At 57.1% G+C, this 25,886-nt stretch carries 27 protein-coding genes and 2 pseudogenes; 25 read left to right on the top strand and 4 right to left on the bottom strand.

Annotated elements, in window-relative coordinates; all coding sequences use genetic code 11:
* The first annotated feature begins 108 nt into the window (after positions 1–108).
* Positions 109–1,530 carry a PLP-dependent aminotransferase family protein gene (locus GJ746_RS03340; RefSeq protein WP_154678919.1) on the top strand — a complete coding sequence of 474 codons (1,422 nt, stop codon included), beginning with the start codon at positions 109–111 and terminating at the stop codon, positions 1,528–1,530.
* On the opposite strand, the pseudogene GJ746_RS25580 reads toward GJ746_RS03340, so the two are convergent.
* A pseudogene (locus GJ746_RS25580) lies at positions 1,525–1,958 on the bottom strand (cell filamentation protein Fic); the annotation flags it as partial. The gene GJ746_RS03340 and the pseudogene GJ746_RS25580 overlap by 6 nt on opposite strands.
* On the opposite strand from GJ746_RS25580, the pseudogene GJ746_RS03330 reads away from it, so the two are divergent.
* Positions 1,953–2,285, top strand: a pseudogene (locus GJ746_RS03330) (hypothetical protein); the annotation flags it as partial. The pseudogenes GJ746_RS25580 and GJ746_RS03330 sit on opposite strands and share 6 nt — an antisense overlap.
* 53 nt (positions 2,286–2,338) lie before the next feature.
* Here GJ746_RS03330 and GJ746_RS03325 read toward each other — a convergent pair.
* The gene (locus GJ746_RS03325; protein ID WP_064411473.1) at positions 2,339–2,992 is read right to left on the bottom strand and encodes a hypothetical protein; all 654 of its coding nucleotides are present in this window, start codon (positions 2,990–2,992) and stop codon (positions 2,339–2,341) included.
* Positions 2,993–3,152: 160 nt separating this feature from the next.
* Between GJ746_RS03325 and symE the strand changes: the two genes are divergently transcribed.
* The 3 genes from symE (at position 3,153) to GJ746_RS03310 (ending at position 6,194) form a co-directional block, all read left to right on the top strand.
* On the top strand, positions 3,153–3,488 hold the full coding sequence (gene symE, locus GJ746_RS03320; protein ID WP_154678917.1) for an endoribonuclease SymE: 336 nt from the start codon (positions 3,153–3,155) through the stop codon (positions 3,486–3,488).
* Positions 3,489–3,942: 454 nt separating this feature from the next.
* Positions 3,943–4,854: an acetamidase/formamidase family protein gene (locus GJ746_RS03315; RefSeq protein ID WP_154678916.1), complete on the top strand. Its 912-nt coding sequence runs from the start codon at positions 3,943–3,945 to the stop codon at positions 4,852–4,854.
* On the top strand, positions 4,851–6,194 hold the full coding sequence (locus GJ746_RS03310; protein ID WP_154678915.1) for an APC family permease: 1,344 nt from the start codon (positions 4,851–4,853) through the stop codon (positions 6,192–6,194). The genes GJ746_RS03315 and GJ746_RS03310 overlap by 4 nt, the downstream gene beginning before the upstream one ends.
* A 453-nt stretch (positions 6,195–6,647) precedes the next feature.
* Here GJ746_RS03310 and GJ746_RS03305 read toward each other — a convergent pair whose 3' ends face one another.
* Entirely contained in the window at positions 6,648–7,067 is a 420-nt protein-coding gene (locus GJ746_RS03305; protein ID WP_154678914.1) for a FosA family fosfomycin resistance glutathione transferase, read from the bottom strand.
* A complete protein-coding gene (locus GJ746_RS03300; protein ID WP_154682630.1) occupies positions 7,061–7,969 on the bottom strand; it encodes a LysR family transcriptional regulator in 909 nt (302 codons plus the stop codon). The genes GJ746_RS03305 and GJ746_RS03300 overlap by 7 nt, the downstream gene beginning before the upstream one ends.
* An 87-nt stretch (positions 7,970–8,056) precedes the next feature.
* On the opposite strand from GJ746_RS03300, the gene GJ746_RS03295 reads away from it, so the two are divergent.
* From GJ746_RS03295 to mtr, 20 genes are all read left to right on the top strand, one after another.
* Positions 8,057–8,839, top strand: coding sequence for an NAD(P)H-dependent oxidoreductase (locus tag GJ746_RS03295; protein WP_154678913.1), 783 nt, complete (start codon positions 8,057–8,059; stop codon positions 8,837–8,839).
* Positions 8,840–8,986: 147 nt separating this feature from the next.
* Entirely contained in the window at positions 8,987–9,571 is a 585-nt protein-coding gene (locus GJ746_RS03290) for a TetR/AcrR family transcriptional regulator (protein WP_154678912.1), read from the top strand.
* A 282-nt stretch (positions 9,572–9,853) separates the two neighbouring features.
* Positions 9,854–10,648, top strand: coding sequence for a winged helix-turn-helix domain-containing protein (locus GJ746_RS03285; protein WP_154678911.1), 795 nt, complete (start codon positions 9,854–9,856; stop codon positions 10,646–10,648).
* On the top strand, positions 10,645–11,163 hold the full coding sequence (locus GJ746_RS03280; RefSeq protein ID WP_154678910.1) for a FidL-like protein: 519 nt from the start codon (positions 10,645–10,647) through the stop codon (positions 11,161–11,163). The genes GJ746_RS03285 and GJ746_RS03280 overlap by 4 nt, the downstream gene beginning before the upstream one ends.
* 401 nt (positions 11,164–11,564) lie before the next feature.
* Positions 11,565–11,843: a BMC domain-containing protein gene (locus GJ746_RS03275; protein WP_004098239.1), complete on the top strand. Its 279-nt coding sequence runs from the start codon at positions 11,565–11,567 to the stop codon at positions 11,841–11,843.
* 17 nt (positions 11,844–11,860) lie between these two features.
* Positions 11,861–12,145 (top strand): BMC domain-containing protein, encoded by a 285-nt coding sequence (locus tag GJ746_RS03270; RefSeq protein ID WP_004108664.1) that lies wholly within the window; start codon positions 11,861–11,863, stop codon positions 12,143–12,145.
* Positions 12,146–12,160: 15 nt separating this feature from the next.
* Complete coding sequence (locus GJ746_RS03265; protein WP_002442217.1) at positions 12,161–12,439, top strand: BMC domain-containing protein; 279 nt, start codon at positions 12,161–12,163, stop codon at positions 12,437–12,439.
* A 53-nt stretch (positions 12,440–12,492) separates the two neighbouring features.
* Complete coding sequence (locus tag GJ746_RS03260; RefSeq protein WP_154678909.1) at positions 12,493–14,088, top strand: acetaldehyde dehydrogenase (acetylating); 1,596 nt, start codon at positions 12,493–12,495, stop codon at positions 14,086–14,088.
* Positions 14,089–14,114: 26 nt separating this feature from the next.
* Positions 14,115–14,372 (top strand): EutN/CcmL family microcompartment protein, encoded by a 258-nt coding sequence (locus tag GJ746_RS03255; RefSeq protein WP_004098229.1) that lies wholly within the window; start codon positions 14,115–14,117, stop codon positions 14,370–14,372.
* A 15-nt stretch (positions 14,373–14,387) separates the two neighbouring features.
* Positions 14,388–15,542 (top strand): 1-propanol dehydrogenase PduQ, encoded by a 1,155-nt coding sequence (locus tag GJ746_RS03250; RefSeq protein WP_154678908.1) that lies wholly within the window; start codon positions 14,388–14,390, stop codon positions 15,540–15,542.
* Between the two features lie 25 nt (positions 15,543–15,567).
* The gene (gene cutC, locus GJ746_RS03245; protein ID WP_154678907.1) at positions 15,568–18,954 is read left to right on the top strand and encodes a choline trimethylamine-lyase; all 3,387 of its coding nucleotides are present in this window, start codon (positions 15,568–15,570) and stop codon (positions 18,952–18,954) included.
* A 56-nt stretch (positions 18,955–19,010) separates the two neighbouring features.
* Positions 19,011–19,958, top strand: coding sequence for a choline TMA-lyase-activating enzyme (gene cutD, locus GJ746_RS03240; RefSeq protein ID WP_154678906.1), 948 nt, complete (start codon positions 19,011–19,013; stop codon positions 19,956–19,958).
* Positions 19,959–19,970: 12 nt separating this feature from the next.
* Complete coding sequence (locus GJ746_RS03235; RefSeq protein WP_154678905.1) at positions 19,971–20,393, top strand: BMC domain-containing protein; 423 nt, start codon at positions 19,971–19,973, stop codon at positions 20,391–20,393.
* Positions 20,390–21,010: a phosphate propanoyltransferase gene (locus GJ746_RS03230; protein WP_154678904.1), complete on the top strand. Its 621-nt coding sequence runs from the start codon at positions 20,390–20,392 to the stop codon at positions 21,008–21,010. The genes GJ746_RS03235 and GJ746_RS03230 overlap by 4 nt, the downstream gene beginning before the upstream one ends.
* Before the next feature lie 12 nt (positions 21,011–21,022).
* On the top strand, positions 21,023–21,712 hold the full coding sequence (locus GJ746_RS03225; protein ID WP_154678903.1) for a hypothetical protein: 690 nt from the start codon (positions 21,023–21,025) through the stop codon (positions 21,710–21,712).
* A 16-nt stretch (positions 21,713–21,728) separates the two neighbouring features.
* Complete coding sequence (locus GJ746_RS03220) at positions 21,729–22,148, top strand: DMT family transporter (RefSeq protein WP_154678902.1); 420 nt, start codon at positions 21,729–21,731, stop codon at positions 22,146–22,148.
* Positions 22,149–22,165: 17 nt separating this feature from the next.
* A complete protein-coding gene (locus GJ746_RS03215) occupies positions 22,166–22,495 on the top strand; it encodes a DMT family transporter (protein ID WP_004108688.1) in 330 nt (109 codons plus the stop codon).
* 245 nt (positions 22,496–22,740) lie between these two features.
* Positions 22,741–22,836, top strand: a complete 96-nt coding sequence (tnaC, locus tag GJ746_RS03210; RefSeq protein WP_004098218.1) for a tryptophanase leader peptide — start codon at positions 22,741–22,743, stop codon at positions 22,834–22,836.
* A gap of 123 nt (positions 22,837–22,959) precedes the next feature.
* Entirely contained in the window at positions 22,960–24,348 is a 1,389-nt protein-coding gene (tnaA, locus tag GJ746_RS03205; RefSeq protein WP_154678901.1) for a tryptophanase, read from the top strand.
* A 199-nt stretch (positions 24,349–24,547) separates the two neighbouring features.
* Positions 24,548–25,804, top strand: coding sequence for a tryptophan permease (gene mtr / locus GJ746_RS03200; RefSeq protein ID WP_154678900.1), 1,257 nt, complete (start codon positions 24,548–24,550; stop codon positions 25,802–25,804).
* Positions 25,805–25,886: the final 82 nt, after the last annotated feature.

The following is a 25,886-nucleotide window of genomic DNA, read 5'->3' as shown; positions in this document are numbered from 1 at the left end:
AATACTTTTCTTTAACATACAGATTCGCTAAAACGTACAGCAGACCTCATTTTTACCGCCAATCTGTACTGGTTTATTGATCTGTATGGCGACGATCAAGGATACAGCATGACCCGCTATCAACATCTGGCCAGCCTGCTGGCAGAACGCATCGAACAGGGGCTGTATCGCCCCGGCGAAAAGCTGCCTTCGGTACGCAGCCTGAGCCAGGAACACGGCGTCAGCATCAGCACCGTTCAGCAGGCCTACCAGACGCTGGAACAGCAACAGCTGATCGTGCCGCAGCCGCGCTCCGGATATTTCGTGGCCCCGCGTAAAGCCCAGCCGCCGGTGCCGCCGATGTCGCGTCCGGTCCAGCGTCCCGTCGAGATCACCCAGTGGGATCAGGTGCTGACCATGCTCGACGCCCGCCACGATAAATCGATTATCCCCTTCGGCGGCGGCTCGCCGGACGTCACCCAGCCGAGCCTGAAGCCTATCTGGCGCGAGCTGAGCCGGGCAATTCAGCACAACCTTAGCGAAGTGCTGAACTACGACGAGCTGGCCGGGCGTCGCGAGCTGCGCGAACAGATCGCCCGCCTGATGCTCGACGGCGGATCGGTGGTCACCGCCAACGATCTGGTGCTCACCAGCGGCTGCCACAGCGCGCTGTCGCTGGCGCTGCTGTCGGTATGCCAACCTGGCGATATCGTCGCCGTCGAATCCCCTTGCTACTACGGCACCATGCAGATGCTGCGCGGATTAGGGCTAAAAACTATCGAGATCCCCACCGATCCGGAAACCGGGATCAGCATCGAGGCTTTGGAACTGGCGCTGGAGCAGTGGCCGATCAAAGGGGTAATCCTGGTCCCTAACTGCAACAACCCGCTGGGATTTATCATGCCGGATGCCCGCAAGCGGGCAGCGCTGTGCCTCGCCCAGCGCCACGATATCGTTATCTTTGAGGATGATATCTACGGCGAGCTGGCAACCGAATACCCGCGCCCGCGCACGATCCATTCCTGGGATATCGACGGCCGGGTGATGCTCTGCAGTTCGTTTACCAAAACCATCGCTCCCGGGCTGCGCATCGGCTGGATTGCCCCCGGCCGTTATTACGATCGTCTGCTGCAGATGAAATATGCCGCCAGCGGTACCAACGTTCCCTCCACCCAAATGGCGGCCTGTAATTTTATTCGCGAAGGCCACTACCACCGCCATGTGCGGCGGATGCGGCAGATCTATCAGCGTAATATGGAAATTTACACCTGCTGGCTGCGGGAGTTTTTCCCCTGCGGGATCTGCGTTACCCGCCCGAAAGGCGGCTTTATGCTGTGGGTCGAGCTGCCGGAGCAGGTGGATATGGTCTGCGTCGCGAAGCAACTATGTCGGCTGAAGATCCAGGTAGCGCCGGGCTCGTTGTTTTCAGCATCCGGGAAATATCGCAACTGCTTAAGGATCAACTGCGCCCTGCCGCCGATCGAGAAGCATAAAGAGGTGATGGTGCAGCTAGGAATGGCGGTGAAGGTAGCGATGGAGCCGGATCTATAGCGTGTAGCACTCTGCCAGAAACGCCATCATCTCATTCGCATCTTTGCTGTGATAGAAACGGACCATTTTGCTGTTGAAATCCAGCGCCCGCGCGGCGGGGATACTGATCGGATTATAACCATGACGCATCAGCCAGCCGTTCATCATATGGCGACTGGTGTGTTTATTTCCGTCAAAGAAAAACTGGAAATATGCGCCGATCAGAAACATCGCCAGCCCACCTTCAAACGGCGGCAATGTTTTAATCTGGCTAACGCCTTCGGCAACAATACGGTTTAATTCCGGCGCACCTGCTTCGGTTGCGGGCGGGAAATGCGTCCCCAGTTCGCCGAGATGTACGCGCGCATGTAATGCAACTCCTTACCTTCGCCACGAAAGATGCCCCACTCCAGCGCCTCATTGCGGGCAATAATGGCGTGCAGCAAGGTAAGCCAAAGGATAAGAAAGAAGTGTTTCTTTCACATATCCTTGCACGCCTGAACGAACTCTTTATAACTGATAACCTCACGGACAAGGACATGATTAATTATGCCTCAACCGTGCGCGATAAATTATCGGAAAACTAAGCCATGATGACGTACATCTCCAATAACACTCGCGAGCAGGCGATGCTCGGCGATTTCTCAAAAACCATTGATGATGCAGTAATGGATAGCAACGAAGCGCAGCAGGAGATGCTGTTGCAATATCTGTCAAATCCAGCGCTAGCAAAAGGCTTTGCGCGCGTGGTGTTTGATTTACTGAAAGGGGTGTAACCTTAAGTTAAAAAGGCTGCGATAACGTTCACAGCCTCATTCATTTAACTGGTTTATTGCGCTTCCTGTCTCTTAATTTCTTCCAGTAATCTGATATCCAATCGAGAGGGAAATTGCTTTGAAATAATGACACATAACCATAATATGCCCATCGCCATAAGATAAAGAATGCCATGTTTCCAAAAAGACAATTCTTTGTTTCCCAAAGCAGAAAGGAAGATAAACAAACCAGCAATCAAAATTAAGTGAATAGAATATATAACCCCAAGAAACCATTCAATCCGCAAATATACACCAGTCTTAATAGATGGCGTAAAACTATTGCATATCACGATGGAAGATTGAAACTTCTTGAAAAATGATATAGTCACCAAATTATGATATTTACTTGCTAAATCGACACAATAGCATTGCCTTAATACATCATCAAATCCGCAAAGCTCTTTGTTTTGCAATCGACTCAACTCGATCTCTGCACTACGTCTCTGCTCCGCAGAAGTATAATTATTACTTAGTATTTTTAAGAGTTCATTTTTTCGACGATTTTTTATCGTATCAATCATATTGCTAATGAATTCGATTTTTAAAAGAGATAAACAAAATACAATCATGCACATGACAATGAATAATGCAGTCCCGGCTTCAATTACACCGTTATCCATACAGTATTGAATAAATTTAAAAAATTGTTCCAAAATTTCCTTCATGATATTAGTCCATTAGTGAATTTCATTGTTTCATTAAATTTACTGTTTGAAGTAAGTTCAGTATATGTTTAGATTTACAGGTGTTATTTAACGCGAGCTGGTCGTGCGGCAACACGGCCAGCCCGCTAATCACAATCCCTATTAACAAGGAATAGAGACCATGACTACCCCGCATTCTATTGCAGAATTCACCGATCCAGAAGTCTCCCCGGAAAATAACCGTAAAGGCACCGTCAGTTACGCGAGCCGCTTTGAAGATCGCCAGCGTATCCCGGCGATTATCATGAAAGGCCAGTGGCTGGAAGCTGCCGGTTTTGCCACCGGCGCCAAAATCGATATCAAAGTAATGGAAGGCTGTATCGTGATTACCGCGAAGCAGCCGGAGCCGGAACTGGTAGAGTCTCTGCGCCAGCTGCATAAGCTGTCGGCACGCAAGCAGAAGCAGGTGCGGGCGTTAATCGGCGCGATCGCCGGGCAGAAACGTAAGCTGGCCTAAGCTAAATTCCCCGGCGGCGCTGCGCTGACCGGGGCTACCGGTTCCCCGCCGTCTGCGGGCCGGTAGCCCGGACAGGCGCGCCAAGCGCCGCCTCCGGGATTTCTCTTCTCCAGGCACCTAAGACCTTACAATGCGCTCATATTATCCCATATATAAATAATCTTACTGCCGCATCCAACAGCGTAATATGCTGGAGAATAAACCTATAGCAGTAAAAAATTAGCAAATGAAAACCAAAGACAATATAACAAAAAAGTTTTTTGCTAAATAACCAGCATATAAGAAAACCCCACCAATATATCTAACCGCATGACTCACCAGCAAATATATATCATTTATTTTTGATAAAGCTGCCCCGATTGCCTTCCCATAATAATCCCGATACATTCACTCATTCCCTATACGGGAAATTCTAAATATAAAAAAACGCAACAATATAACCGGGATGAATGTCATGAAAATAACCAAAGACCGAGTGGTTTACGCCATGTCGCGAGATAACGCTCCTGTCGCTACCGTCAGCAGCGGCAGTGAAGTGCTGTTTGAAACCTGCGACTGCTTCTCCGATCAAATCACCTCCGCCGATGCCGTATTTAACGAGCTGGACTGGCAACGCGTTAATCCGGCGACGGGGCCGGTCTACATTGAGGGCGCCGAGCCGGGCGACGCGCTCAAGGTCACCATCAAGCGTATTTCCCTGACCAGCCAACAGGCGGTGATGGTCACCGCGCCGCAGCTGGGGGTGATTGGCGACGAGCTTGATGCCCCGAAGGTCACTATCGTGCCCATTGAAAACGACCATGCCGTGCTGCCCGGCAACGTGCGCGTGCCGCTCAATCCGATGGTCGGCGTAATTGGCGTCGCGCCTGCCGGGGAAGCTATCTCCTGCGGCACGCCGGACAGCCACGGCGGCAATATGGACTGCAAAATGATTACCGCCGGCAGCACCCTGTGGCTGCCAGTCAACGTGCCCGGCGCGCTGTTCGGATTGGGAGATTTACACGCCGCAATGGGCGATGGTGAAGTTTCGGTTTGCGGTCTGGAAATTCCCGGCGAAGTACTGGTCGAGCTGACGGTGGTCAAAAACCGCAAGCTGCCGCTGCCGATGCTCGAAAACAGTGAGACCCTGTTTACCCTCGCTTCAGCCCAGACGCTTGATGATGCCGCCGCCATGGCTACCCGCAATATGGCACATTTTATCGCCGACAATACGTCCCTGACGCTGGCTGAAGCGATCAGTATTCTGAGCATCGCCGGCGACCTGCAAATCTGTCAGGTAGTCGACCCGCTAAAAACCTGCCGCTATGCGTTACCTAAATCGGTAGCTGAACAGCTCTCCCTGAGCATCGCTGGAGTACAGGGATGAGCGTTGAACAATTTGGCTATAAGCAGGAGCTGCACCGGGCGCTGACGTTCCGCGACCTGCTGGTCTACGGCATGATTTTTATGGTGCCCATCGCCCCGTTTGGCGTCTTTGGCTACGTCTGGGACGGCGCGCAGGGCATGGTGGCGCTGGCCTATCTCATCGGTATGGTGGCGATGTTCTTTACCGCCATGAGCTACTGGTCGATGTCGCGCGCCTTCCCTGTTTCTGGTTCGGTATACGCATATGCCCAACGCGGTATTCATCCCATTGTTGGCTTTTTTGCCGGATGGCTGATCCTGCTGGACTATATTCTGGTGCCGTCGCTGCTCTATATCGTCAGCGCGGCGGCGTTAGCGCCCATGCTGCCGGGCGTGCCGGGATGGCTGTGGATTGTCGGCTTTATTACCATCAACAGCCTGATTAACCTGCGCGGCATTACCTTTACCGCACGCGCCAATAACACGATACTGATCGCGGAGATCGTGGTGCTGTCGGTGTTCGTCGTGCTGGGGCTGATTGCGCTCTACTCCGGCGCCGGGGCGGGCCATCTGACCCTCGACCCGCTCTATAACGCCGATAAGTTCAGCCTGCCGCTGGTGATGGGCGCGGTCTCCATCGCCGTGCTCTCGTTCCTCGGCTTCGACGGGATCTCCACGCTTTCGGAAGAAACGAAAGGCGGGGTGGATACCGTGGGTAAGGCATCGCTGGGCGCGCTGATGCTGGTGGGGTCGCTGTTTATCCTGCAGACCTGGATTGCCGCCGACCTGGCACAGGGCATGACGTTCAGCAGCCTCGATACTGCCTTCTACGATACCGCTAATCTGGCGGGCGGCGGCTGGCTGAAGTATGTCACCATGTGGTCGACGGTGATCTCCTGGGGCATTGCCAACGCGCTGGTGGCGCAGGCCGCCGTGTCGCGCATTCTGTTTGCGATGGCGCGCGATAAGCAGCTGCCGCAGCTGCTGGCGAAAGTGCATCCGCGGCTGAAAACGCCTTACGTCAGCACCCTGTTTGTGGCGCTGATTTCGCTGGCTTCCGGCCTCCGGTTCTATGGCGATATCGATAACCTCAGCCGTCTGGTGAACTTCGGCGCGCTGATGGGCTTCCTGGTGCTGCATATCGCCGTGATAAACCATTACATCATTCGCCAGAAATCACGCAATCTGGTGGTACACCTGCTGTTCCCGGTGGTAGGTCTGTGCATTATCGGCTTTGTTATTTATGAAATGGACGTGCAGGCCAAAGTGCTTGGGCTGAGCTGGCTGGCGGTTGGCGTGGTCTATTACCTGCTAATGCGCCTGGTGCTCAAGCGCGATGTGGAACTGAAGCTGGAAGGCTAGCGCGATTTATCTCCCCGGCTCGCACTGCGCTTAGCCGGGCTACCCAAGCGCACGGGCCGGTAGCCCGGGCAAGGCGCGTCGAGTGACGCCTCCGGGAAACAGTACGCAATGCCGCTTCAGATGTTCTTCCCGGCTCGCGCTGCGCTTAGCCGGGCTACCCAAGCGCACGGGCCGGTAGCCCGGACAAGGCGCGTTAAGCGCCGCCTCCGGGAACAGCGCGCAATGCCGCTTCAGATTATCTTCCCGGCTCGCGCTGCGCTTAGCCGGGCTACCCAAGCGCACGGGCCGATAGCCCGGACAAGGCGCGTTAAGCGCCGCCTCCGGGAAACAATGCGCAATGCCGCTTCAGATGTTCTTCCCGGCTCGCGCTGCGCTTAGCCGGGCTACCCAAGCGCACGGGCCGGTAGCCCGGACAAGGCGCGTTAAGCGCCGCCTCCGGGGAAATATGGCCGCTCACTTGCCAAAAAACACCATACCTTTATAGGGCTGCTTCCGGCACGCCGCCAGACGCTGAGCGAGGCTACCGACGTGCAGCTCCAGCTTGTGGCCGTCCGGATCGAGGAAGTAGTGCGACGCGCCTTCGCTTTTGTTGGTTTTCCAAACCGGCACGCCAGCCGCATTCAGCCGCCCGGCAAAAAGCGCGAAATCCTCCTCCGCAATGCTGAACGCGTAGTGGGTGTAGTCGCTCTCCTCCGGCGGGGTAACGCGCCGCTGCGGGTCCAGCGACAGGCACAGCCAGAGGTCGCCGCAGGAAAAATACGCACCGTTATCCCAGCAGGCGTGCAGCGTCATCCCCGGCAGCTGCTGATAAAACGCCACGCTCGGCGCCAGCTGGCTGACCGCCAGGGTCAGGTGATTTAATCCGCTTAACATGGCTTCTCCTCTAATGACCTTACGATTTGCTGGCGCAGCCACCGGTGCGCCGGATCGCGGTGCCAGCGCTCGTGCCACAGCATCAGCATCTCAAACCCGGCGACCGCCAGCGGCGGTTCGACCACCGTCAGCCCCTCTGCTCCGCGCACCAGCCGCTCCGGCAGCACCGCCACCAGCTCGCTATTGCGCAGCGTCTCCAGCATAAACAGGAAATGTGGCACGGAAAGGACAACCCGCCGCGTCAGCCCGAGATTCGCCAGCGCGCTATCGGTCGCGGCGCTGAATCCCCCGCCGTCCGGCGAGACAATCACCTGCTCCAGCTGGCAGAACTGCGCCAGAGTTAACGCCGACCGCAGCGCCGGGTGCCCTGCTCTGCCCGCCAGCACGTAGCGTTCGCGAAACAGCAAACGCTGATGCAGCCCGGGCGGGGCGCCGTCGCGCGTGTGAAAAAACAGATCCACTTCGTCGCGATCCGCCTGCTGAACCAGCCGCGCGGGCTGCAGCTCAAACAGCGCCAGACGGCTGGCCGGCGAGGCAATACGCAGCGCATTGAGCGCCGGCAGCAAAATCGCCGACGCCATATAGTCGGTCGCCGCCACCCGCCAGGTCTGCGCCGCCGTGGCCGGGTCGAAAGGCTGAACCGGCGCTACCGCCAGCTCCAGCGCCAGCAGCGCATCGCGCAGCGGCCCGCGCAGTTCATCGGCGCGGGCAGTGGGCTGCATTCCGCGCGGCCCCGGCAGCAGCAGCGGGTCGGCGAAAATCTCGCGCAACCTTGCCAGCTGGACGCTGACCGACGGCTGCGACAAATTGAGGCGCTGCGCCGCGCGGGTGACGTTATTTTCGCTGAGCAGGACGTTCAGCGTGCGCAGCAAATTGAGATCCAGCCCCTGGAGATTAATCATCACTATACCTGCCATTGAAGCAATTCATTTCTACTATAGCGTCGTCGACTCTACTCTGCAGCTCTCCATTGCTCAGAGGTAATTTCAATGAAAATATTACTGGTTTACGCCCATCCCGAACCGCGTTCGCTTAACGGCGCGCTGAAAGATTTTACCGTGCAGCATCTGCAAAACGCCGGTCACGAGGTACAAGTGTCCGATCTCTACGCCATGCGCTGGAAGGCGGGATTTGATTCCGACGACAGCAGCGCCCCGCCGGTGGGTGAAAGCTGGCGGGCAACGCGGGATTCGCAGTACGCCTTCGCTCACGGCACGCAGAGCGCGAATATCATAGGCGAACAGGAGAAGCTGCTGTGGGCCGATACGGTGATTTTTCAGTTCCCGCTGTGGTGGTTTTCGCTGCCCGCCATCATGAAGGGATGGATTGACCGGGTCTACGCTTACGGCTTTGCCTACGGCGTCGGCGAGCACAGCGAAACGCACTGGGGCGATCGCTACGGCGAAGGCACGTTCGCGGGGAAACGGGCGATGCTGGTCGTTACCGCCGGCGGATGGGCGGAGCACTATGCGCCGCGCGGAATTAACGGGTCTATCGACGACATCTTGTTCCCCATTCAGCACGGGATGCTGTTCTATCCCGGCTTTGACGTCCTGCCGCCGGTGGTGTTCTACCACACCGACAAACTCGATGCACAGCGCTTCGCCGCGCTGCGCGAGGAGCTGGCCCGGCGACTGGATACTCTCTCTGAAACGCCGCCCATTTCCTTCCGTCGGCAGAACCACGGCGACTATCTGATCCCCTCTCTGAACCTGCGTCCGGATCTGGCGCCGGGCGAAAACGGCCTTGCTATCCACGTGAAGCCTGTGTGAATCTCTGTGGGTGATATTCGCGGCACGGCGAATATCACCACAATTCATAAGGTGAACTGTGAGCCTCCACGCAATAACGTCATCCCGTCCCGCTACGCCCCTTCGCATATTGATAGCGATCAAGAATAATCATACCGTCTGGTCGGTATGATTCGGGCCATGAACATGGAAGCCCAACATCGAAAAAAAGATCCCGTCCGTCTGCATAAACAGCTGCTGGAGTCAGCGGCCACCATCGCCGGTCGGGACGGCATCGCCTCGCTGTCGCTGAACGCCGTCGTGCGCGAAGCGGGCGTCAGCAAAGGCGGTTTACTGCACCACTTCCCTAGCAAGCAGGCGCTGATTTTCGCCCTCTTTGCCCGCCTGCTGGCGATTATGGAAGAAGCGATTTCAGAGCTTATGGCCGCGGATAACGTCTCTTATGGCCGCTTTACCCGCGCCTATCTGCGCTATCTGTCGGCGCCGGAACTCACGGATACCCAAGAGAGCCGACAGCTGATGGTGCTGTCGCTGGCCATGCCGGATGAACCGGTGCTGCGAAAATGCTGGCGCGACTGGATGCTGGACCATCTGGCGAAAGGGGATGAACTGGACAATAGCCATACTGGTACGCTAGTGCGCTATGCGGCGGACGGCATCTGGCTATCGGAGTTAACCGAGGGGCGCACCATGAGCGCCGGGCACCGGCAGTCGCTGCTCAGCGATCTGACGAAGATGACGCTTCCTGCGTGAAGCATATATACACTAAATCATTCGCGTTGCAGGACAAAACGGTTAACCGTTTTGAACAGCGCTTGCGCTGGCCCCGTAAGGGGCGAGGCCGCAGGCCGAGTAACGCGGCAAGGGAGCGACAAATTCGTCGGGAACGAATTTGACCAGCCGAAGGCTGGCCTCCGGTGAGAGGCAGGAGCCTCTCATTAATCCCTGGGAGCATAGACAACTATGTGACCAAGGTGAGCGAGCGCAGCCAACGCACCTGCAACGTGAAGTATGACGTGATAGATTGAGGCCACGATGCGCTATAACATCCATGGCCGTCTTATTTATGATGCAACGGACGGCACGCTAACATTACCGGGAAACGATGAGGCGGACAGCCAGCTGTCGATTACTGCCAACGCGCTGCTGTGGTTCTTCCTGCGCCATACCGAGGTGGTCAGCCGCGATGAGGTGCTCAGAAAAGTATGGGATGACAATGGGTTAACCTCATCCAACAGCAATCTCAACCAGTATCTGAGCATGCTGCGCAAAACCTTCCGCCACTACGAAGTCGACAACATTATCGTTACCGTGTCGCGCGGGCTGCTGCAGCTCAATCCGGATCTCACTATCGAGATGCTCGACGCTAGCCCGGAGCCGCAGACGACGCAGGAGCCCGAGCCGAACGAAACCGCCGTCCCGGAAGAACATAAGCCCGTCACCAGCCGCCACGCACGCGGCACCTGCTGGTATCTGGCCGGCGGCTGCCTGTTCACCATCGCCCTGCTGCTGGTGGTCTGCAGTTTTCTCGGCAGCAGCGAATCGCGCCCTATCACCCTGACGCAAATGCGCCACAGCCAGTGCGAGCTGCTGGCCAGCGATGAGATGCTGCGATCCGTTGCCAGCCCCGCCTATGGCAAGAATTTCGATGCCGTCCGCCAGCGCCTGAAGCTGGAGTGCAAACCCGGCGAACGCTTCGTCTTCTTCTATGGCGACCGGCTGGAAACCAACGGTCTGGGCCGGGTGTTCCTCGCCCACTGCGCGATGCATGAAGATAACCCGTTCAGCTACTGCGATAACTATTTTTATTATTCATGGAAGCCGCAATGAGAATCGCCCCGCGCCCCTTTTTCGCCCTCTCCAGCCTGGTGTTTATTGCCGCCGCCGGGTTCTGCGCCTGGAAGCTGCTGCCGGTCGAAAACGGCGGGGTAATGAGCTGTTCGACAAAAGCGATTATGCGCTTTGAGAACATGGAGAAGGAGAACGTTAACGGCAATATCCATTTCAACTTTGCCGCCAACGGCAAAGGGTCGATGGTCGTTGAAGGCTACACCGATTCCGCCGCCGGCTGGCTTTACCTCCAGCGCTACGTCAAATTCAGCTACAGCAGCAAGCGCATCTCCACCACCGAGCGCCACTATCGCATCAGCAAGTGGGAATCCAGCGCCTCGTCCATCGATGAGTCGCCGGACGTGATCTTCGACTACTTTATGCGCGAGATATCGGACAGCCACGATGGCCTGTTCCTCAACGCGCAGAAGCTCAATGAGAAAGCCATTCTTCTCAGCTCTATCAACTCACCGCTCTACGTCTGCACCCTTAAGTCCGGCAGCAAGCTTGACTAAGCTCACCCCCCACTTTTCCTTCATCGCTTTAGTAAAACCGCACGTTTTGTATTTAGCCTGCCGAATAAAACACGATCCTCTCCACACTTCATACATCGTCAAATTACCCTTTATCTGCAATAAATTAGCAACTTGTTAACATCAGTTCGTCTCCGGCTAAATGGTGAAAAAAGCGCCGCAATCGTCACTCAATCCGTCCCGCCATTACAGCACAAATGCATAAATCAGCGCCTTAACCAATCTAAATCACAGAGTAAAAGACTAAAAATACCCATCAAGCAGATTTAAATTTCACTTCATTCGCCATTCCCTATAGTGAACCTCGAACGCCGCTTCCGCGTCCTGACGCCGTTACGCGGACGGTTTTCCTGAATCACAAAACCTGTTCTGAAGGAGAAACCATGGGTGATGCATTAGGGCTTATCGAAACCAAAGGTCTGGTGGCCTGCATTGAAGCAGCGGATGCGATGTGTAAAGCCGCCAACGTCGAGCTGATTAGCTATGAAAACATCGGCTCGGGGCTGGTGACCGTCATGGTGAAGGGCGACGTCGGCGCGGTGAAAGCAGCGGTCGATTCCGGCGTCGAATCCGCGCAGCGCATCGGTGAAGTGGTGACCTCGCTGGTTATCGCTCGTCCGCATAACGACATCAACAAAATCGTCATTAAACACAAGGCCTGATGGCCAGGAGAACGCAAATGGGTGATGCATTAGGTCTGATCGAAACCAAAGGTCTGGTGGCCTGTATCGAAGCGGCGGATGCCATGTGTAAAGCCGCCAACGTTGAACTGATTGGCTATGAAAACGTCGGCTCCGGCCTCGTCACCGCGATGGTGAAGGGCGACGTCGGCGCGGTGAAAGCGGCGGTGGATTCCGGCGTCGAATCCGCGCAGCGCATCGGCGAAGTGGTGACTTCTCTGGTTATCGCCCGCCCGCATAACGACATCAACAAAATCGTCTCGCATTACAAAATCATAGATTAACCGGAGAAAAACCTGATGAAAGAAGCGCTAGGGCTTATCGAAACCAAAGGTCTGGTGGCCTGTATTGAAGCGGCGGATGCGATGTGCAAAGCCGCTAACGTTGAGCTGATTGGCTATGAAAACGTCGGCTCCGGCCTGGTCACCGCGATGGTGAAGGGCGACGTCGGCGCGGTGAATGCCGCGGTGGATTCCGGCGTAGAAGCGGCAAAACGCATCGGCGAAGTCGTCACCTCTCGCGTCATCGCGCGTCCGCATAACGACATCGAAAAAATCGCGGCGCAGCACAAAGCATGACCTGACAGGGCGCGCCCCGTCTCCACTCTTTTAGTCTGATGAAGGATAGACTCATGATTGAACTGGATAACGATTTGCAGTCCCGGCAGAACGCCCGGGAGCTGGTGCGCAATGCCAAAAAGGCGCAGGCGATTCTGGCCACCTTTTCGCAGCAGCAAATCGACGCCATCGTGAAGAACGTGGCCCAGGAAGCGGCGCATCATGCCGAAGCGCTGGCGAAAATGGCCGCGGAAGAAACCGGTTTTGGCAACTGGCAGGACAAAGTGCTGAAGAACCGCTTCGCCTCGCTGCGCGTCTACGACGCCATCAAAAATATGAAGACCGTCGGCATCATTCATGACGATCCGCTACAAAAAGTGATGGACGTGGGCGTGCCGCTGGGGGTGATTTGTGCGCTGGTGCCGTCGACCAACCCGACCTCCACCGTCATCTATAAAACGCTGATCGCTCTGAAGGCCGGCAACGCGATTATCTTCTCCCCGCATCCCGGCGCCCGCCAGTGCAGCTGGAAAGCGATTGAAATCGTGAAGCGCGCGGCGGAAGCGGCAGGGGCGCCTGCCGGTAGCGTCGACGCCATTAGCCAGCTGACCCTCGAAGCCACCTCAGAGCTGATGCACAGCAAAGACGTGTCGCTGATCCTGGCGACCGGCGGCGAAGGCATGGTGCGCGCCGCCTACGCGTCCGGCACGCCGACCATCAGCGGTGGCCCGGGTAACGGCCCGGCGTTTATCGAGCGCAGCGCCGATATCCCCCACGCGGTGAAAGATATCATCACCAGTAAAACCTTCGATAACGGCGTGATCTGTGCCTCCGAGCAGTCGATTATCGTCGAACGCTGCATCTACGACGAAGTGCATCGCGAGCTGGAAGCTCAGGGCGCGTACTTCATGAACGAAAACGAAGCGGCGAAAATGGCGGCCCTGCTGCTGCGTCCCAACGGCACCATCAACCCCAAAGTGGTGGGTAAAACCGCGCTCTATCTGAGCCAGATGGCCGGCTTCTGCGTTCCGGCCAGCACCCGGGTGCTGATTGCTGAGCAGACCACGGTATCGCATACCAACCCCTACTCGCGGGAAAAACTGTGCCCGGTACTCGGCCTGTACGTCGAAGAGGACTGGAAAGCCGCCTGCCACCGCGTCGTGGAGCTGCTGACCAACGAAGGCCTCGGCCACACGCTGGTGATCCACACCCGCAACCAGGACGTCATCCGCCAGTTCTGCCTGGAAAAACCGGTTAACCGCATTCTGATCAACACCCCGGCGGCGCTGGGCGGCATCGGCGCGACCACCAATATCACTCCGGCCCTGACCCTCGGCTGCGGCGCGGTCGGCGGCGGCTCCAGCTCGGACAACGTCGGGCCGATGAACCTGCTCAACATCCGCAAAGTGGGCTACGGCGTTCGCTCCATCGATGAACTGCGCGCGCCGGGCAGCCGCCCGGAACCGCAGCCGACCATCATCAGCCCGGCGTCCGGCCCGAACCGCAGCATCTTCGACGATGAACGTTTTAACGCCCCGGCGACCGCAGCCCATCCGGCCAGCGCCGACGATCGCTTTGCGACTGCCGCCGCCGTCGGCGCGGACAGCGAGATTAATGAGCAAAACGTGGAACGCGTCATCCGCCAGGTGCTGGAACGCCTTGGTAAGTAGCACATTGATATAAGGCGATAAAAACAATGATTCTCGCAAAGGTAGTCGGACATGTCGTCGCCACGCAGAAGTGCGATGAGCTACGGGGCAGCAACCTGCTGCTGATCGTCAAATTAGATGATGACCAGCAGCCGATGAAAGACCAGACCTGGGTTGCCGTTGATAGCGTCGGCGCCGGTATGCACGACATCGTGCTGGCCGAAGAGTACCTGGCGCTCAACAAAGAGCGCTACAAGGCCATGTCGGTGGTCGCCATTGTCGAGAACGTGTTTCGGGACGCTTAAGGAGTCAATAACCCCATGAGTGAATTTTTGCTGAAACCCCGGATTCGCTTTGGTCAGGATGCGCTTGCCATCCTGAACGAGCTGCCCGCCCGCAACGTGCTGCTGGTCACCGACCAGGCGATGGTTAAATTTGGCCTCGCCGATCGCGTCACGCAGATCCTCCATGCTCGCGGCATCGCTTTCCAGGTCTGGGACGACGTGGTGGCCGACCCGGATATCGCCACCGTGGTGCGCGGTATGAAGCGGATGGATTCCAGCTATCCGGATCTGGTTATTGCGCTGGGCGGCGGTTCGGTGATTGATGCAGCCAAAGCGGTTATTTTCGCCCTGGCGCAAACCCGTCCGGACGCTCACCGCGAGCCGCCCTGCTTTGTGGCGATCCCCACCACCAGCGGCACCGGCTCTGAAGTCACCGCCTTTTCAGTGGTAAAAGCCCACGCCGAGAAGCTGGTGCTGGTGGACCCGTCGCTGCTGCCGGATATCGCCATTCTTGACCCGGCGCTGGTGGCCTCGGTGCCGCCGGCGATCACCGCCGATACCGGGATGGACGTGCTGTGTCACGCGCTGGAAGCCTATGTCTCCCGCGCCGCCAGCGACTTTTCCGATGCGCTGGCGGAGAAAGTGGTTCAGCAGGTATTTCGCTTTCTGCCGACCTGCTGGCGCAACGGTGGCGACCTGCTGGCACGGGAAAAGATGCACAACGCTTCCTGCATGGCGGGCATGGCCTTCACCAACGCCTCGCTGGGCATTACCCACAGCCTTGCCCACGCGCTCGGCGGCGTGTTTCGCGTCCCCCACGGCCGCGCCAACGCCCTGCTGATGGCGGACGTGGTGGCCTGGAACGCCGATTATCACGGGCTGTGCGCTACCGATGCCGCCCACAAATATGCCCGATTAGCCCATCTGCTGGATCTGCCTGCGGCCACTACCCGCCAGGGCGTCGCCAGCCTGCTGGTCGCCATTCAGGCGCTTAAAGACGAAATGAGCATGCCGGCCGGCATCCGCGATACCGGCGTCCTTGCAGACGAGTTTGAACAGCGGCTGGCGGAGATGGTCGGCCAGGCGTTACGCGACAGCTGTACCCCGACGAACCCACGCGCGCCGGACGCTCACGCACTGACCGAACTCTATCGCCGGGCATGGACCGGCAACGCCGTTCAGGGCCACTGATAACAAGATTTGGAGAACCTTACCCATGGCACACTACAGCTTAACGCCGCGCGTCAAAGTGTTGGCAGAACGTTTACTCTCACAAAAAAGCACCCTGTGCACCGAACATGCCGCCACGCTCAACGCCCTTGATGGCGATATCGCCGGGGTTCCCGCCGCCGTCAAACCGGCGCGCCGCTTCTATGAACTGATGCGCCAGCTGCCGCTGTGCATCAGCGCCGACGAGCTGATCGTCGGCAACCAGACCCGCAAACCGCACGGGGCGATTTTCCACGACGAGAGCGCCGCCCGTCGCCCATCCGCGTTCCAGTTCCTCAACCTGAATAGCGATCTCGACTCCCCGGATTACAAGCTGGTGATAGAAAAAGGCGTGCTGGCGATAAAACATCAGCTGGAAGAGAAAACCCGCGCGCTGGGCAGCGCCGTCAGCCGCAGCGGCATGGACGAAGTCAACGGCTGCCGCGCGGCCATCTACGCCTGCGATGCCCTGCTGGCGCTGGCGCAAAACCTGGCCAACAGCGCGGAACAGCTGGCTGCCGCGGAAACCAACGCTTACCGTCGGGCGGAACTGCTGGACAGCGCCGCCATTCTGCACCACGTTCCGGCGCATCCGGCGCGCAGCTTCAAAGAGGCGTGCCAGGCATTTTATCTGTTCCAGCTGGCGCTTCAGCTGGACAACGGCAGCTACGCCGTCAACCCGGAAGGCGCGGATAAAGCCCTGCTGCCTTACTATCAGCACGACATCAACAACGGCGCGCTGTCTCAGCAGCAGGCCTATGAAATCGTCGAATCGCTGTGGTTTAAACTGGCAGAACTGAGTGAAGTCCGCGCCGCCTGCACTATCGACGGTTATCCGATGTTTGACGCCATGCTGCACGGCGCAAGCCTTGAGAACGCGCGCATCAACGAGCTCTCCGACATGTTTCTCAGCGCGCAGCAAAACCTGAGAGCCCTGCATCTGCCGGTGCGTCTGTTCAAGGGCGTACAGCACGTTTCCGCCGCCCCGTTTGCCGCCACCGGCGAGACGCCAGCGGCGGAAGGCCTGACTCCGCGCATGCATCGCCTGCGCAACCACTATCTGACCGTGCGCCCGAGCGTCTCTATCTACCGCGCGCTGGCCTTTACCGAAGTGGTGAAAGCCAACCCCGGCATGCCGACAATTCTGCTGCGCGCCAAAGCCTTCCGTCACGCCTGCGAAACCGCGCCGATTCTGATTCAGGACGATGAGCTGATCGTCGGTCATCCATGCGGCAAGCCGCGCGCGGGGGCGTTTTCGCCGGATATCGCCTGGCGCTGGGTGCGCGACGAACTCGATACCATGAGCACCCGTCCGCAGGATCCGTTTGAGATCAGCGAAGCAGATAAGAAAACCATCCGCGAAGAGATCGTACCGTTCTGGGAAGGCCGCTCGCTGGACGAAATCTGCGAAGCCCAGTACCGCGAAGCGGGCGTGTGGGCATTCAGCGGCGAAACCTTCGTCAGCGACCTCTCCTACCACCAGATCAACGGCGGCGGCGACACCTGCCCGGGCTACGACGTGCTGCTGTTTACCAAAGGGATGAACGGCATTAAAGCCGACGCCGAGGCGCATCTCGCCAGCCTGAGCATGGAAAACCCGGAAGATATCGACCGTATTTACTACTACAAGGCGGCCATTGAAACCTGCGAAGGGGTGATTAACTACGCGCAGCGCATCGCCGCCCGCGCCCGCGAACTGGCCGCCGTTGAACAGAACGCCCAGCGCCGCGCCGAGCTGCTGACCATCGCCGAAGTGAACCAGAACGTCCCGGCGAATCCGCCGAAAACCCTGCAGGAAGCGCTGCAAAGCATCTGGACCGTGGAATCGCTGTTTGAAATCGAAGAGAACCAGACCGGGCTGTCGCTGGGCCGCGTTGACCAGTACTGCTACCCGATGTTCGAAGCCGATATCCGCGAAGGCCGCCTGACGCACGACGCCGCGCTGGAGCTGCTGCAGGCGTTTATCATCAAATGCGCCGAGCTGATGTGGATGTCCAGCGAGCTGGGGGCGAAATATTTCGCCGGCTATCAGCCGTTTATCAACCTGACCGTCGGCGGTCAGAAGCGCTCCGGCGGCGATGCCTGTAACGATCTGACCTACCTGATCATGGACGCCGTGCGCTTCGTGAAGGTTTACCAGCCGTCGCTGGCCTGCCGTATTCACAACCAGTCGCCGCAGAAGTATATGGAAAAAATCGTCGACGTCGTCAAAGCGGGGATGGGCTTCCCCGCCTGCCACTTCGACGACTCCCATATCAAGATGATGCTGCGAAAAGGCTTCGATTTCGAAGACGCCCGCGACTACTGCCTGATGGGCTGCGTTGAGCCGCAGAAATCCGGGCGTATCTACCAGTGGACCTCCACCGGCTACACCCAGTGGCCCATCGCCATTGAGTTCGTTTTAAACCGCGGCCGGATGGTGCTGTTTGACAGCTATCAGGGGCTGGATACCGGCGACCTGCGCGACCTGCACACCTTCGAGGATTTCGACGCGGCGGTGAAAAAACAGATTGCCCATATCGTACGCCTGTCGGCGATCGGCACGGTCATCAGCCAGCGCGTGCACCGCGACGTGGCGCCGAAGCCCCTGATGTCGCTGCTGGTGGAAGGCTGCATGGAAAAAGGCAAAGACGTTGCCGCCGGCGGCGCGATGATCAACCACGGCCCGGGGCTGATCTTCTCCGGTCTGGCGACCTACGTCGACTCCATGGCGGCGATTCGTAAGCTGGTGTTTGAAGATAAGAAATACACCCTCGAGCAGATGCGCGACGCGCTGCTGGCGAACTTCGAAGGCTTTGAAGGCCTGCGCCGCGACTGCCTCAACGCGCCGAAATACGGCAACGATGATAACTACGTCGATCAGTATGCGCTGGATATCACCGAGTGGACCGAGCGCGAGTGCCGTAAGTACAAGATGCTCTACTCCACCCTGAGCCACGGCACCCTGTCCATCTCCAACAACACGCCGATCGGCGAGCTGACCAACGCCACGCCGAACGGCCGCCTGGCGTGGATGCCGCTCTCCGACGGTATCAGCCCGACCCAGGGCGCGGATAAGCAGGGCCCAACGGCGATCATCAAGTCGGTGAGCAAGATGAACGTCGAAACCATGAACATCGGCATGGTGCACAACTTCAAGTTCCTCAAAGGGCTGCTGGATACCCCGGAAGGCCGCCACGGCCTGATTACCCTGCTGCGCACCGCGTCGATTCTCGGCAACGGCCAGATGCAGTTCAGCTATGTCGATAACGACGTGCTGAAAAAAGCCCAGCAGGAGCCGGAAAAATACCGCGATCTGATCGTCCGCGTCGCGGGCTACAGCGCCTACTTCGTTGAGCTGTGCAAAGAAGTTCAGGACGAGATTATCAGCCGTACGGTCATCGAGAAGTTCTGATAAAGACACGGACGTTTTTGGACAGGGAAGTCCCGATCGTTTTTCTGGAGGTATGTGTGAGCGCAAAACAAGAATTAACCGGGCGAATATTCAATATTCAGAAATATTCGATCTATGACGGCGATGGGATCCGCACGCTGGTTTTTTTCAAAGGCTGCAATATTCGCTGCCCGTGGTGCGCTAACCCGGAAGGGCTGAATAGCCAGTTTCAGGTAATGTTCTCCCAGGATAAATGCATTAACTGCGGCGACTGCGTCAGCGTCTGCCCGGCGGGAATTCATTATCGGGCGGAAGAAAACGGCGAAATGAAGCATTTCGTCAACCGCAATAAAGACTGTATCGGCTGCCGCAAGTGCGAAGAGATCTGCACCCAGAACGCGCTGGATATTATGGGCAAAGATGTCACCGTCAGCGAACTGATGGAGATCATCATGCAGGACTACGACTTTTATATCTCCTCCGGCGGCGGCGTCACCATCGGCGGCGGTGAAATGAGTCTGCAAACCGATTTTGCCGTCGCGCTCTTTAGCGAATGCAAAAAGATGATGCTCAATACCGCCGTGGAAACCCAGGGCACTACGCCGCTGGCTAATTATCAAAAGCTGGCGCCGGTGACCGACACCTTCTTATTCGATATTAAGCAAATTAACAGCGAGCAGCATAAAGCGTTATTTGGCATCGGTAACGAAGGCATTCGCCGCAACCTGGAGTGGCTGGTGGACTCCGGCGCTAACGTCATTATCCGCATGCCGCTGGTTCGCGGCTATAACGACTCGTTCGATGCCATTACCGGGGCCATTGATTATGTACAAAAGCTGGCGAAGCGCGGAAATATCCGCCGCATCGATATGCTGCCGTACCACCAGCTCGGGCGCAAAAAATATGAGCGCCTCGATATGCCCTATCCCATTACCCAGGACCCGACTTATTCCGCCGCAGAGTTAGACCGGCTGGAAACGTTCTTCACGCAGTTTGATTTTGATATTCGCTTAGTCCGCCATTAACAGGAGCCGACAATGAAAAGTTTAGGCGTAATTGAAACGCGAGGGTTAGTTGCCGCCGTTCAGGCCGTAGATGCCGCCTGTAAAAGCGCAGGGGTGACCTGCATTGGCTACCGCAAGGTCGGTTCGGGGCTGGTGAGCGTCTGTTTTGAAGGTGAGATCAGCGCTATCCACACCGCCATCGAACGCGGCGTGACCGTCGCTGAGCTTATCGACCCGCAGGTCAAATCCCTGACGATCGCCCGTCCGGAGCGCAGCGTCGTGGACGCCCTCAGCACCCTGAAAGGCCGTCCGCCGCGCGCGGAAGCTGCCGCGCCGCTTGAGGCTGAAGCCGTCGCGCCCGCCGCTGTGGAAACAAGGGAACCCACTGAACCCGCCGCCGCGCCTGCGCCGACGGAAGATAAAAACGCGGCGATAAGGAAAGGGAAGAAGGCATGATCGACACCCTGCTCCATGAAAAAATCGCCGCCCGCCTGAGCCACGTTGCGCCGGCTATCCCGGTCGGCATCTCTAACCGCCACGTCCATCTGGCGCAGCAGGATGTCGAAGCGCTGTTTGGCAAGGGCTACGTCCTGACGCCATTTAAGCCGCTGCGTCAGCCGGGACAGTTCGCCGCCCAGGAGTGCGTCACCGTGGTCGGTCCTAAAGGCTCGCTCACCCAGGTACGCGTCCTCGGGCCAACCCGTCCGGTATCGCAGCTGGAAATCTCCCGCGCCGACTGCTTTACCCTCGGCATCAAAGCGCCGGTTCGCGAATCCGGCCAGCTGGAGAACGCGGGCAGCGCGCTGCTGATCGGCCCGGCAGGCCACGTTGAACTGCGGTCTCAGGTGATCTGCGCCTGGCGGCATATCCATATGTCGCCGCAGGATGCCCGCCAGCTGAACGTCACCAACGGCCAGAAGGTTAGCGTCCGCAGCAGCGGCGAACGCCAGCTGACCTTCGATGAAGTGGTGGTGCGGGTACGCGAAGACTTCGCGCTGGAGTTTCATATTGATATCGAAGAGGCCAACGCCGCCGGCTTGAAAAACGGCGCGCAGGTCACGCTCATCGGCTAACGGAGGCTCGCCATGACCAACCAACAAATGGAAGACCTGGTTGAACGCATTATCCAGCGTCTACGGCCGCCGGTACTGGTGATGGTGACCGCCGCGGCGGGCTACCGGCACGCTATTCGCCAGCGGCTGGCCGGCTGCGGCGAGAGCCTGCACCTGGCGCTGGATAGCGGCCTTGACGACGGCGAGCAGTGGCGGGCTATCGGTAAAACGCTGGCGGCGGCCGACTGGCAACAGGGGCTGCCTTCTGCCTCGTATAAGGCGCTGCTGCTGCCGTTTCTCGACTACCCGCTGGCGGCGGATCTGCTAAACGGTTCCCTGCACAGTCCCGTTGCCCGCCGCGCGCACGATGCCCTGCTGAGCGGCCTGCCGGTGCTGGCGCTGCGCTATCACTGCGATCCCGCCAGCGAGCTTAACCAGCTGCGCGGGGCGCAGCCTGATAGCGCTTACGCCGGGCATATGCAGGCCACGCTGGCCCGCCTGGCCGAATGTGGCATCGCGCTGTGCACCATGAACGAATTGCTGGAGAAGCTGGCATCGGGTCGCGGAGCGACAGCGCCGTCGGCGAGCGGCCCGCGGCGTTATCTCACTGTCACAGACGTGGTGAATAATCCGGCGCTGGCCTGTGCTCCTGAAGCGCAGTTGACCGATGCCGCTAGCGATTTTTTAAAAAACAGAAAAAAAGAACCTTACCTTAAACAGTAAACCCGGAGTTTAACTTATGTCTTCAAAAACAAAGTGTTGGCTATGGATGCTGCTGGTTATCGTTTCCGAAACCTCAGCCACCTCCACCCTCAAAATGTTCGGCAGCAGTGAAGGGATCACCAAAATGCTGCTGCTCGGTCTGCTGGTGCTGCTGTACTGCACCTGCTACTACTCGCTGTCCCGCGCGGTGAAAGATATTCCCGTCGGTCTGGCCTACGCCACCTGGTCCGGTACCGGCATCCTCGTGGTGTCGACCCTGGGAATGGCGTTTTACGGCCAGCACCCGGACACCGCTGCCATTATCGGCATGGCGGTTATCGCCAGCGGTATCGTAATCATGAACCTGTTTTCCAAAATGGGTAGCGAAGAGAGCGAAGAAACGCCCGCAGAGCCGGTGGCAGCAGCTTCATCCCTGGATAATAAAGTCGCCAACTAACAGAAAAGGAATCACCAATGTTTAACCTCGGATTTTTATGGCTGGCGCTGTCTATCGGTTCCGAAATCACCGGCACGTCGATGATCAAAAAGACCAACGGCTTTAGCAAACTGGCGCCATCGGTGCTGGTGGTCTGCGCCTACGGCCTGTGCTACTTCGCCCTCACCCGCGCGATGAGCACCATTCCGGTCGGCGTCGCCTACTCGTTATGGTGCGGCTTTGGTATCGTCGGCGTCACGATTTGCTCGATGATTCTCTATAAACAAAAACCCGATATCCCGGCCATCCTCGCCATGGTGCTGATTATCTCCGGCGGCATCATCATGAACGTCTTCTCCAGCATGTAAGCCACCTGCGCCTTCGTGTATTCTCATGAAGGCGCCAAAACTTCCTGAACAAAGCGTTATTGTCGAAATAAAGAAACAAAAAACCATCGCCAGCTAATCATATAATCAAAAAACCTAAAATTACGACGAACATCAAATTTTTATCCACCGCTTATCGATAAATAATTTTTTGTGATTTTAATCGTGGTTATTTTTTCGTTTTACTTTATTTTTATCACACCCCTTCAACCACAGAGGACGATGTAATGACGCAAAAATCGATTTATCGCCTCATAGCCCAGGGCGGCCTGGACGACTGGTATAATTTGGATCATCGTATCTCCAACGATTTCCCTCGTTAATTCTCCGCTGCTGTTCATTCCCTAAAATTTTTTATTTAGAACTGCGTTTAGTCGTTATTTGTCGCGTCTTTTATTTGTCGCCAAATAGCCAAACGCGGCACAGCATCCCTATGGAGAAAATAAATGAAACGTATCCCTGAGCCGTTCCGCATTAAAATGGTCGAAAACATTCGCATGACCACCTTTGACGATCGTGTTAAAGCCCTGGAAGAAGCGGGCTACAACCCGTTTTTGCTCAATAGCCAGGACGTATATATCGACCTGCTGACCGACTCCGGCACCGGCGCGATGAGCGACCATCAGTGGGCCGGGCTGATGATGGGCGACGAGGCTTATGCCGGGTCGCGTAACTATCAGCACCTGTGTGAAAAAGTCAAAGAGATCATCGGCTATCCGTATACCATTCCGACCCACCAGGGACGCGGCGCGGAGCAGATTCTGTTCCCGAGCCTGATTGCCCGCCGCAAGTCGGCACATCCGGTGTTTATCTCCAACTTCCACTTTGATACCACCGCCGCGCACGTTGAACTCAACGGCGCGAAAGCCATCAACGTGGTGACGCCGAAGGCCTTCGACACCACCTCGTGGTACGACTGGAAAGGCAACTTTGATATTGATTTACTCAAAGCGACCATCGCCGAGCACGGCGCGGAAAACGTGGCGGCAATTATTACCACCGTCACCTGTAACAGCTCCGGCGGTCAGCCGGTATCGCTGGCGAATATGCGCGAGGTGTATCAAATTGCGCGCCAGAACAATATTCCGGTGGTCATCGACTCCGCCCGTTTCTGCGAAAATGCCTGGTTTATTAAACAGCGCGAAGAGGGCTACGCCGATAAATCGGTGAAAGAGATTATTCTTGAGATGTACCAGTACGGCGATATGCTGACCATGTCCGCCAAGAAAGACCCGATGGTAAACATCGGCGGCCTGTGCTGCTTCCGCGATGACGAAGAGCTGTTCAACGAAGTGCGCATTCGCTGCGTGCCGATGGAGGGCTTTGTCACCTACGGCGGCCTGGCGGGGCGCGATATGGAGGCGCTGGCTATCGGTCTGGAAGAAGGAACCAACGAGGATTACCTCGCTTATCGTATCAATCAGGTGGAATATCTTGGCGAACGTCTGCGCGAAGGCGGCATCCCGATCCAGTATCCAACCGGCGGCCATGCGGTATTCGTCGATGCCAAACTGCTGCTGCCGCATATTCCGGCGGAACAGTTCCCGGCTCATGCGCTAAATAACGAGCTGTATCTGGAGGCAGGTATCCGTAGCGTGGAAATTGGCTCCCTGCTGCTGGGCCGCGATCCGCAAACGGGTAAGCAGAAAGCATCGCCGATGGAGCTGCTGCGCCTGACCATTCCGCGCCGCGTTTATACCAACGATCATATGGACTATATCGCTAATGCGCTGATCGCCGTTAAGGCGCGCGCATCCACGATTAAGGGTCTGACCTTTACCTATGAGCCGCCGGTACTGCGCCACTTTGTCGCCAGACTGAAGCCGGTGAAATAACCCGGGCAGGGCGCTCTCGCAACGGGGGCGCCCTTAATTGCCAGACCATATCAATAAGCTCAATCATTCGGGTTGCGCCAGGGTAGCCGTTTGCCTGCAGCTCGTTATCTGTATCCTGAATAATTCGAGTTGCAGCCAATATATCTGCGCTTGAAGTATGACGGATATAATGATTATAGCCACGTGAGGAATACACCTTATGGCTACATTATCGGTATCCAAAGCGGTCTCAAAAAATACGCCATCGCTGATTGGCGGAGCAATGATCATCGGCGGCACAATTATTGGCGCCGGCATGTTCTCTTTACCAGTGGTCATGTCCGGCGCCTGGTTTTTCTGGTCGCTGCTGGCGTTAATATTTACCTGGTTTTGTATGCTGCACTCCGGGTTAATGATCCTTGAAGCAAACCTCAATTATCATATTGGCGCCAGCTTCGACACGATTACAAAAGATCTACTGGGTAACGGCTGGAATATTATTAATGGCCTGACCGTCGCCTTTGTATTATATATTTTGACCTACGCCTATATATCCGCCAGCGGTTCGGTTATTCAGCATACTTTTGCGCAAATAGACATCGCAGTACCGGCTCGTTTAGGCGGTCTGGCGTTCGCGCTGGTCGTTGCCTTTATTGTCTGGTTGAGTACCAAAGCGGTAAGCCGGATGACAACTATCGTGCTGGGCGCCAAAATTCTCACCTTCTTTATGACCTTTGGCGGCCTGATGTGGCACGTGGAACCTGCGATTCTGTTTAACCGCACGGAAACAAACGCGTCCTATCTGCCCTATGTTCTGATGACGCTGCCGTTCTGTCTGGCCTCCTTTGGCTATCACGGCAACGTACCCAGCCTGATGAAGTACTACGGCAAAGACCCGTTGATTATTCGCCGCTGCCTGCTGCTCGGTACGCTGATGGCGCTGGTGCTGTATATCATCTGGCTGGTCGGCACCATGGGCAATATTCCGCGCCCGGCGTTTATCGCTATCGCCGAAAAAGGCGGCAATATCGACGTGCTGGTGCAGACCTTAAGCGGCCTGTTGAACAGTTCGACCCTCGATTTATTGTTGACCGTCTTTTCCAACTTCGCCGTCGCCAGCTCGTTCCTGGGCGTAACACTTGGCCTGTTCGATTACCTGGCGGATCTGTTTAAGTTCGACGACAGCCGGCTGGGGCGTTTCAAAACCGCACTGGTGACCTTTCTGCCGCCGATTATCGGCGGGCTGCTGTGGCCCAACGGATTTATCTACGCCATTGGCTTCGCCGGTCTCGCCGCTACGGTATGGGCTGCTATCGTCCCCGCCCTGCTGGCGCGCGCTTCGCGCCGGCGTTTTGGTAGCCCTAACTATCGAGTCTGGGGAGGCAATGCCATGATTATCCTGATTTTATGCTTCGGCGGTGCTAACGCAATTATTCATATTTTATCCAGCTTTAACCTGATGCCGGTGTATCGCTAAATGAAAAAGGGCTTTCGCTACCGCGACTTTTCGTGGCAGGATAACAGGATGAACAGAAACGTTGTCATATCTCACCCCTGCC

The sequence above is a fragment of the Klebsiella oxytoca genome (genome assembly GCF_009707385.1).
Classification (GTDB): Bacteria; Pseudomonadota; Gammaproteobacteria; order Enterobacterales; family Enterobacteriaceae; genus Klebsiella; species Klebsiella oxytoca_C.
Note: the sequence above shows the minus strand (reverse complement) of the source record. Positions and strands in the feature narration are given on the sequence as shown.

Excerpts from the sequence above, each read along its gene's own strand:
- GJ746_RS03265 (WP_002442217.1), top strand. The coding sequence starts at position 12,161 with ATGAAAGAAGCGCTAGGGCTTATCGAAACCAAAGGTCTGGTGGCCTGT.
- tnaC (WP_004098218.1), top strand. The coding sequence starts at position 22,741 with ATGACGCAAAAATCGATTTATCGCCTCATAGCCCAGGGCGGCCTGGAC.
- GJ746_RS03280 (WP_154678910.1), top strand. The coding sequence starts at position 10,645 with ATGAGAATCGCCCCGCGCCCCTTTTTCGCCCTCTCCAGCCTGGTGTTT.
- GJ746_RS03260 (WP_154678909.1), top strand. The coding sequence starts at position 12,493 with ATGATTGAACTGGATAACGATTTGCAGTCCCGGCAGAACGCCCGGGAG.
- cutC (WP_154678907.1), top strand. The coding sequence starts at position 15,568 with ATGGCACACTACAGCTTAACGCCGCGCGTCAAAGTGTTGGCAGAACGT.
- GJ746_RS03305 (WP_154678914.1), bottom strand. The coding sequence starts at position 7,067 with ATGTTAAGCGGATTAAATCACCTGACCCTGGCGGTCAGCCAGCTGGCG.
- GJ746_RS03300 (WP_154682630.1), bottom strand. The coding sequence starts at position 7,969 with ATGATTAATCTCCAGGGGCTGGATCTCAATTTGCTGCGCACGCTGAAC.
- GJ746_RS03325 (WP_064411473.1), bottom strand. The coding sequence starts at position 2,992 with ATGAAGGAAATTTTGGAACAATTTTTTAAATTTATTCAATACTGTATG.
- GJ746_RS03220 (WP_154678902.1), top strand. The coding sequence starts at position 21,729 with ATGTCTTCAAAAACAAAGTGTTGGCTATGGATGCTGCTGGTTATCGTT.
- GJ746_RS03295 (WP_154678913.1), top strand. The coding sequence starts at position 8,057 with ATGAAAATATTACTGGTTTACGCCCATCCCGAACCGCGTTCGCTTAAC.
- GJ746_RS03315 (WP_154678916.1), top strand. The coding sequence starts at position 3,943 with ATGAAAATAACCAAAGACCGAGTGGTTTACGCCATGTCGCGAGATAAC.
- GJ746_RS03275 (WP_004098239.1), top strand. The coding sequence starts at position 11,565 with ATGGGTGATGCATTAGGGCTTATCGAAACCAAAGGTCTGGTGGCCTGC.
- GJ746_RS03255 (WP_004098229.1), top strand. The coding sequence starts at position 14,115 with ATGATTCTCGCAAAGGTAGTCGGACATGTCGTCGCCACGCAGAAGTGC.
- tnaA (WP_154678901.1), top strand. The coding sequence starts at position 22,960 with ATGAAACGTATCCCTGAGCCGTTCCGCATTAAAATGGTCGAAAACATT.
- GJ746_RS03225 (WP_154678903.1), top strand. The coding sequence starts at position 21,023 with ATGACCAACCAACAAATGGAAGACCTGGTTGAACGCATTATCCAGCGT.
- GJ746_RS03285 (WP_154678911.1), top strand. The coding sequence starts at position 9,854 with ATGCGCTATAACATCCATGGCCGTCTTATTTATGATGCAACGGACGGC.
- mtr (WP_154678900.1), top strand. The coding sequence starts at position 24,548 with ATGGCTACATTATCGGTATCCAAAGCGGTCTCAAAAAATACGCCATCG.
- symE (WP_154678917.1), top strand. The coding sequence starts at position 3,153 with ATGACTACCCCGCATTCTATTGCAGAATTCACCGATCCAGAAGTCTCC.
- GJ746_RS03215 (WP_004108688.1), top strand. The coding sequence starts at position 22,166 with ATGTTTAACCTCGGATTTTTATGGCTGGCGCTGTCTATCGGTTCCGAA.
- GJ746_RS03340 (WP_154678919.1), top strand. The coding sequence starts at position 109 with ATGACCCGCTATCAACATCTGGCCAGCCTGCTGGCAGAACGCATCGAA.
- GJ746_RS03230 (WP_154678904.1), top strand. The coding sequence starts at position 20,390 with ATGATCGACACCCTGCTCCATGAAAAAATCGCCGCCCGCCTGAGCCAC.
- GJ746_RS03250 (WP_154678908.1), top strand. The coding sequence starts at position 14,388 with ATGAGTGAATTTTTGCTGAAACCCCGGATTCGCTTTGGTCAGGATGCG.
- GJ746_RS03235 (WP_154678905.1), top strand. The coding sequence starts at position 19,971 with ATGAAAAGTTTAGGCGTAATTGAAACGCGAGGGTTAGTTGCCGCCGTT.
- GJ746_RS03290 (WP_154678912.1), top strand. The coding sequence starts at position 8,987 with ATGATTCGGGCCATGAACATGGAAGCCCAACATCGAAAAAAAGATCCC.
- GJ746_RS03310 (WP_154678915.1), top strand. The coding sequence starts at position 4,851 with ATGAGCGTTGAACAATTTGGCTATAAGCAGGAGCTGCACCGGGCGCTG.
- GJ746_RS03270 (WP_004108664.1), top strand. The coding sequence starts at position 11,861 with ATGGGTGATGCATTAGGTCTGATCGAAACCAAAGGTCTGGTGGCCTGT.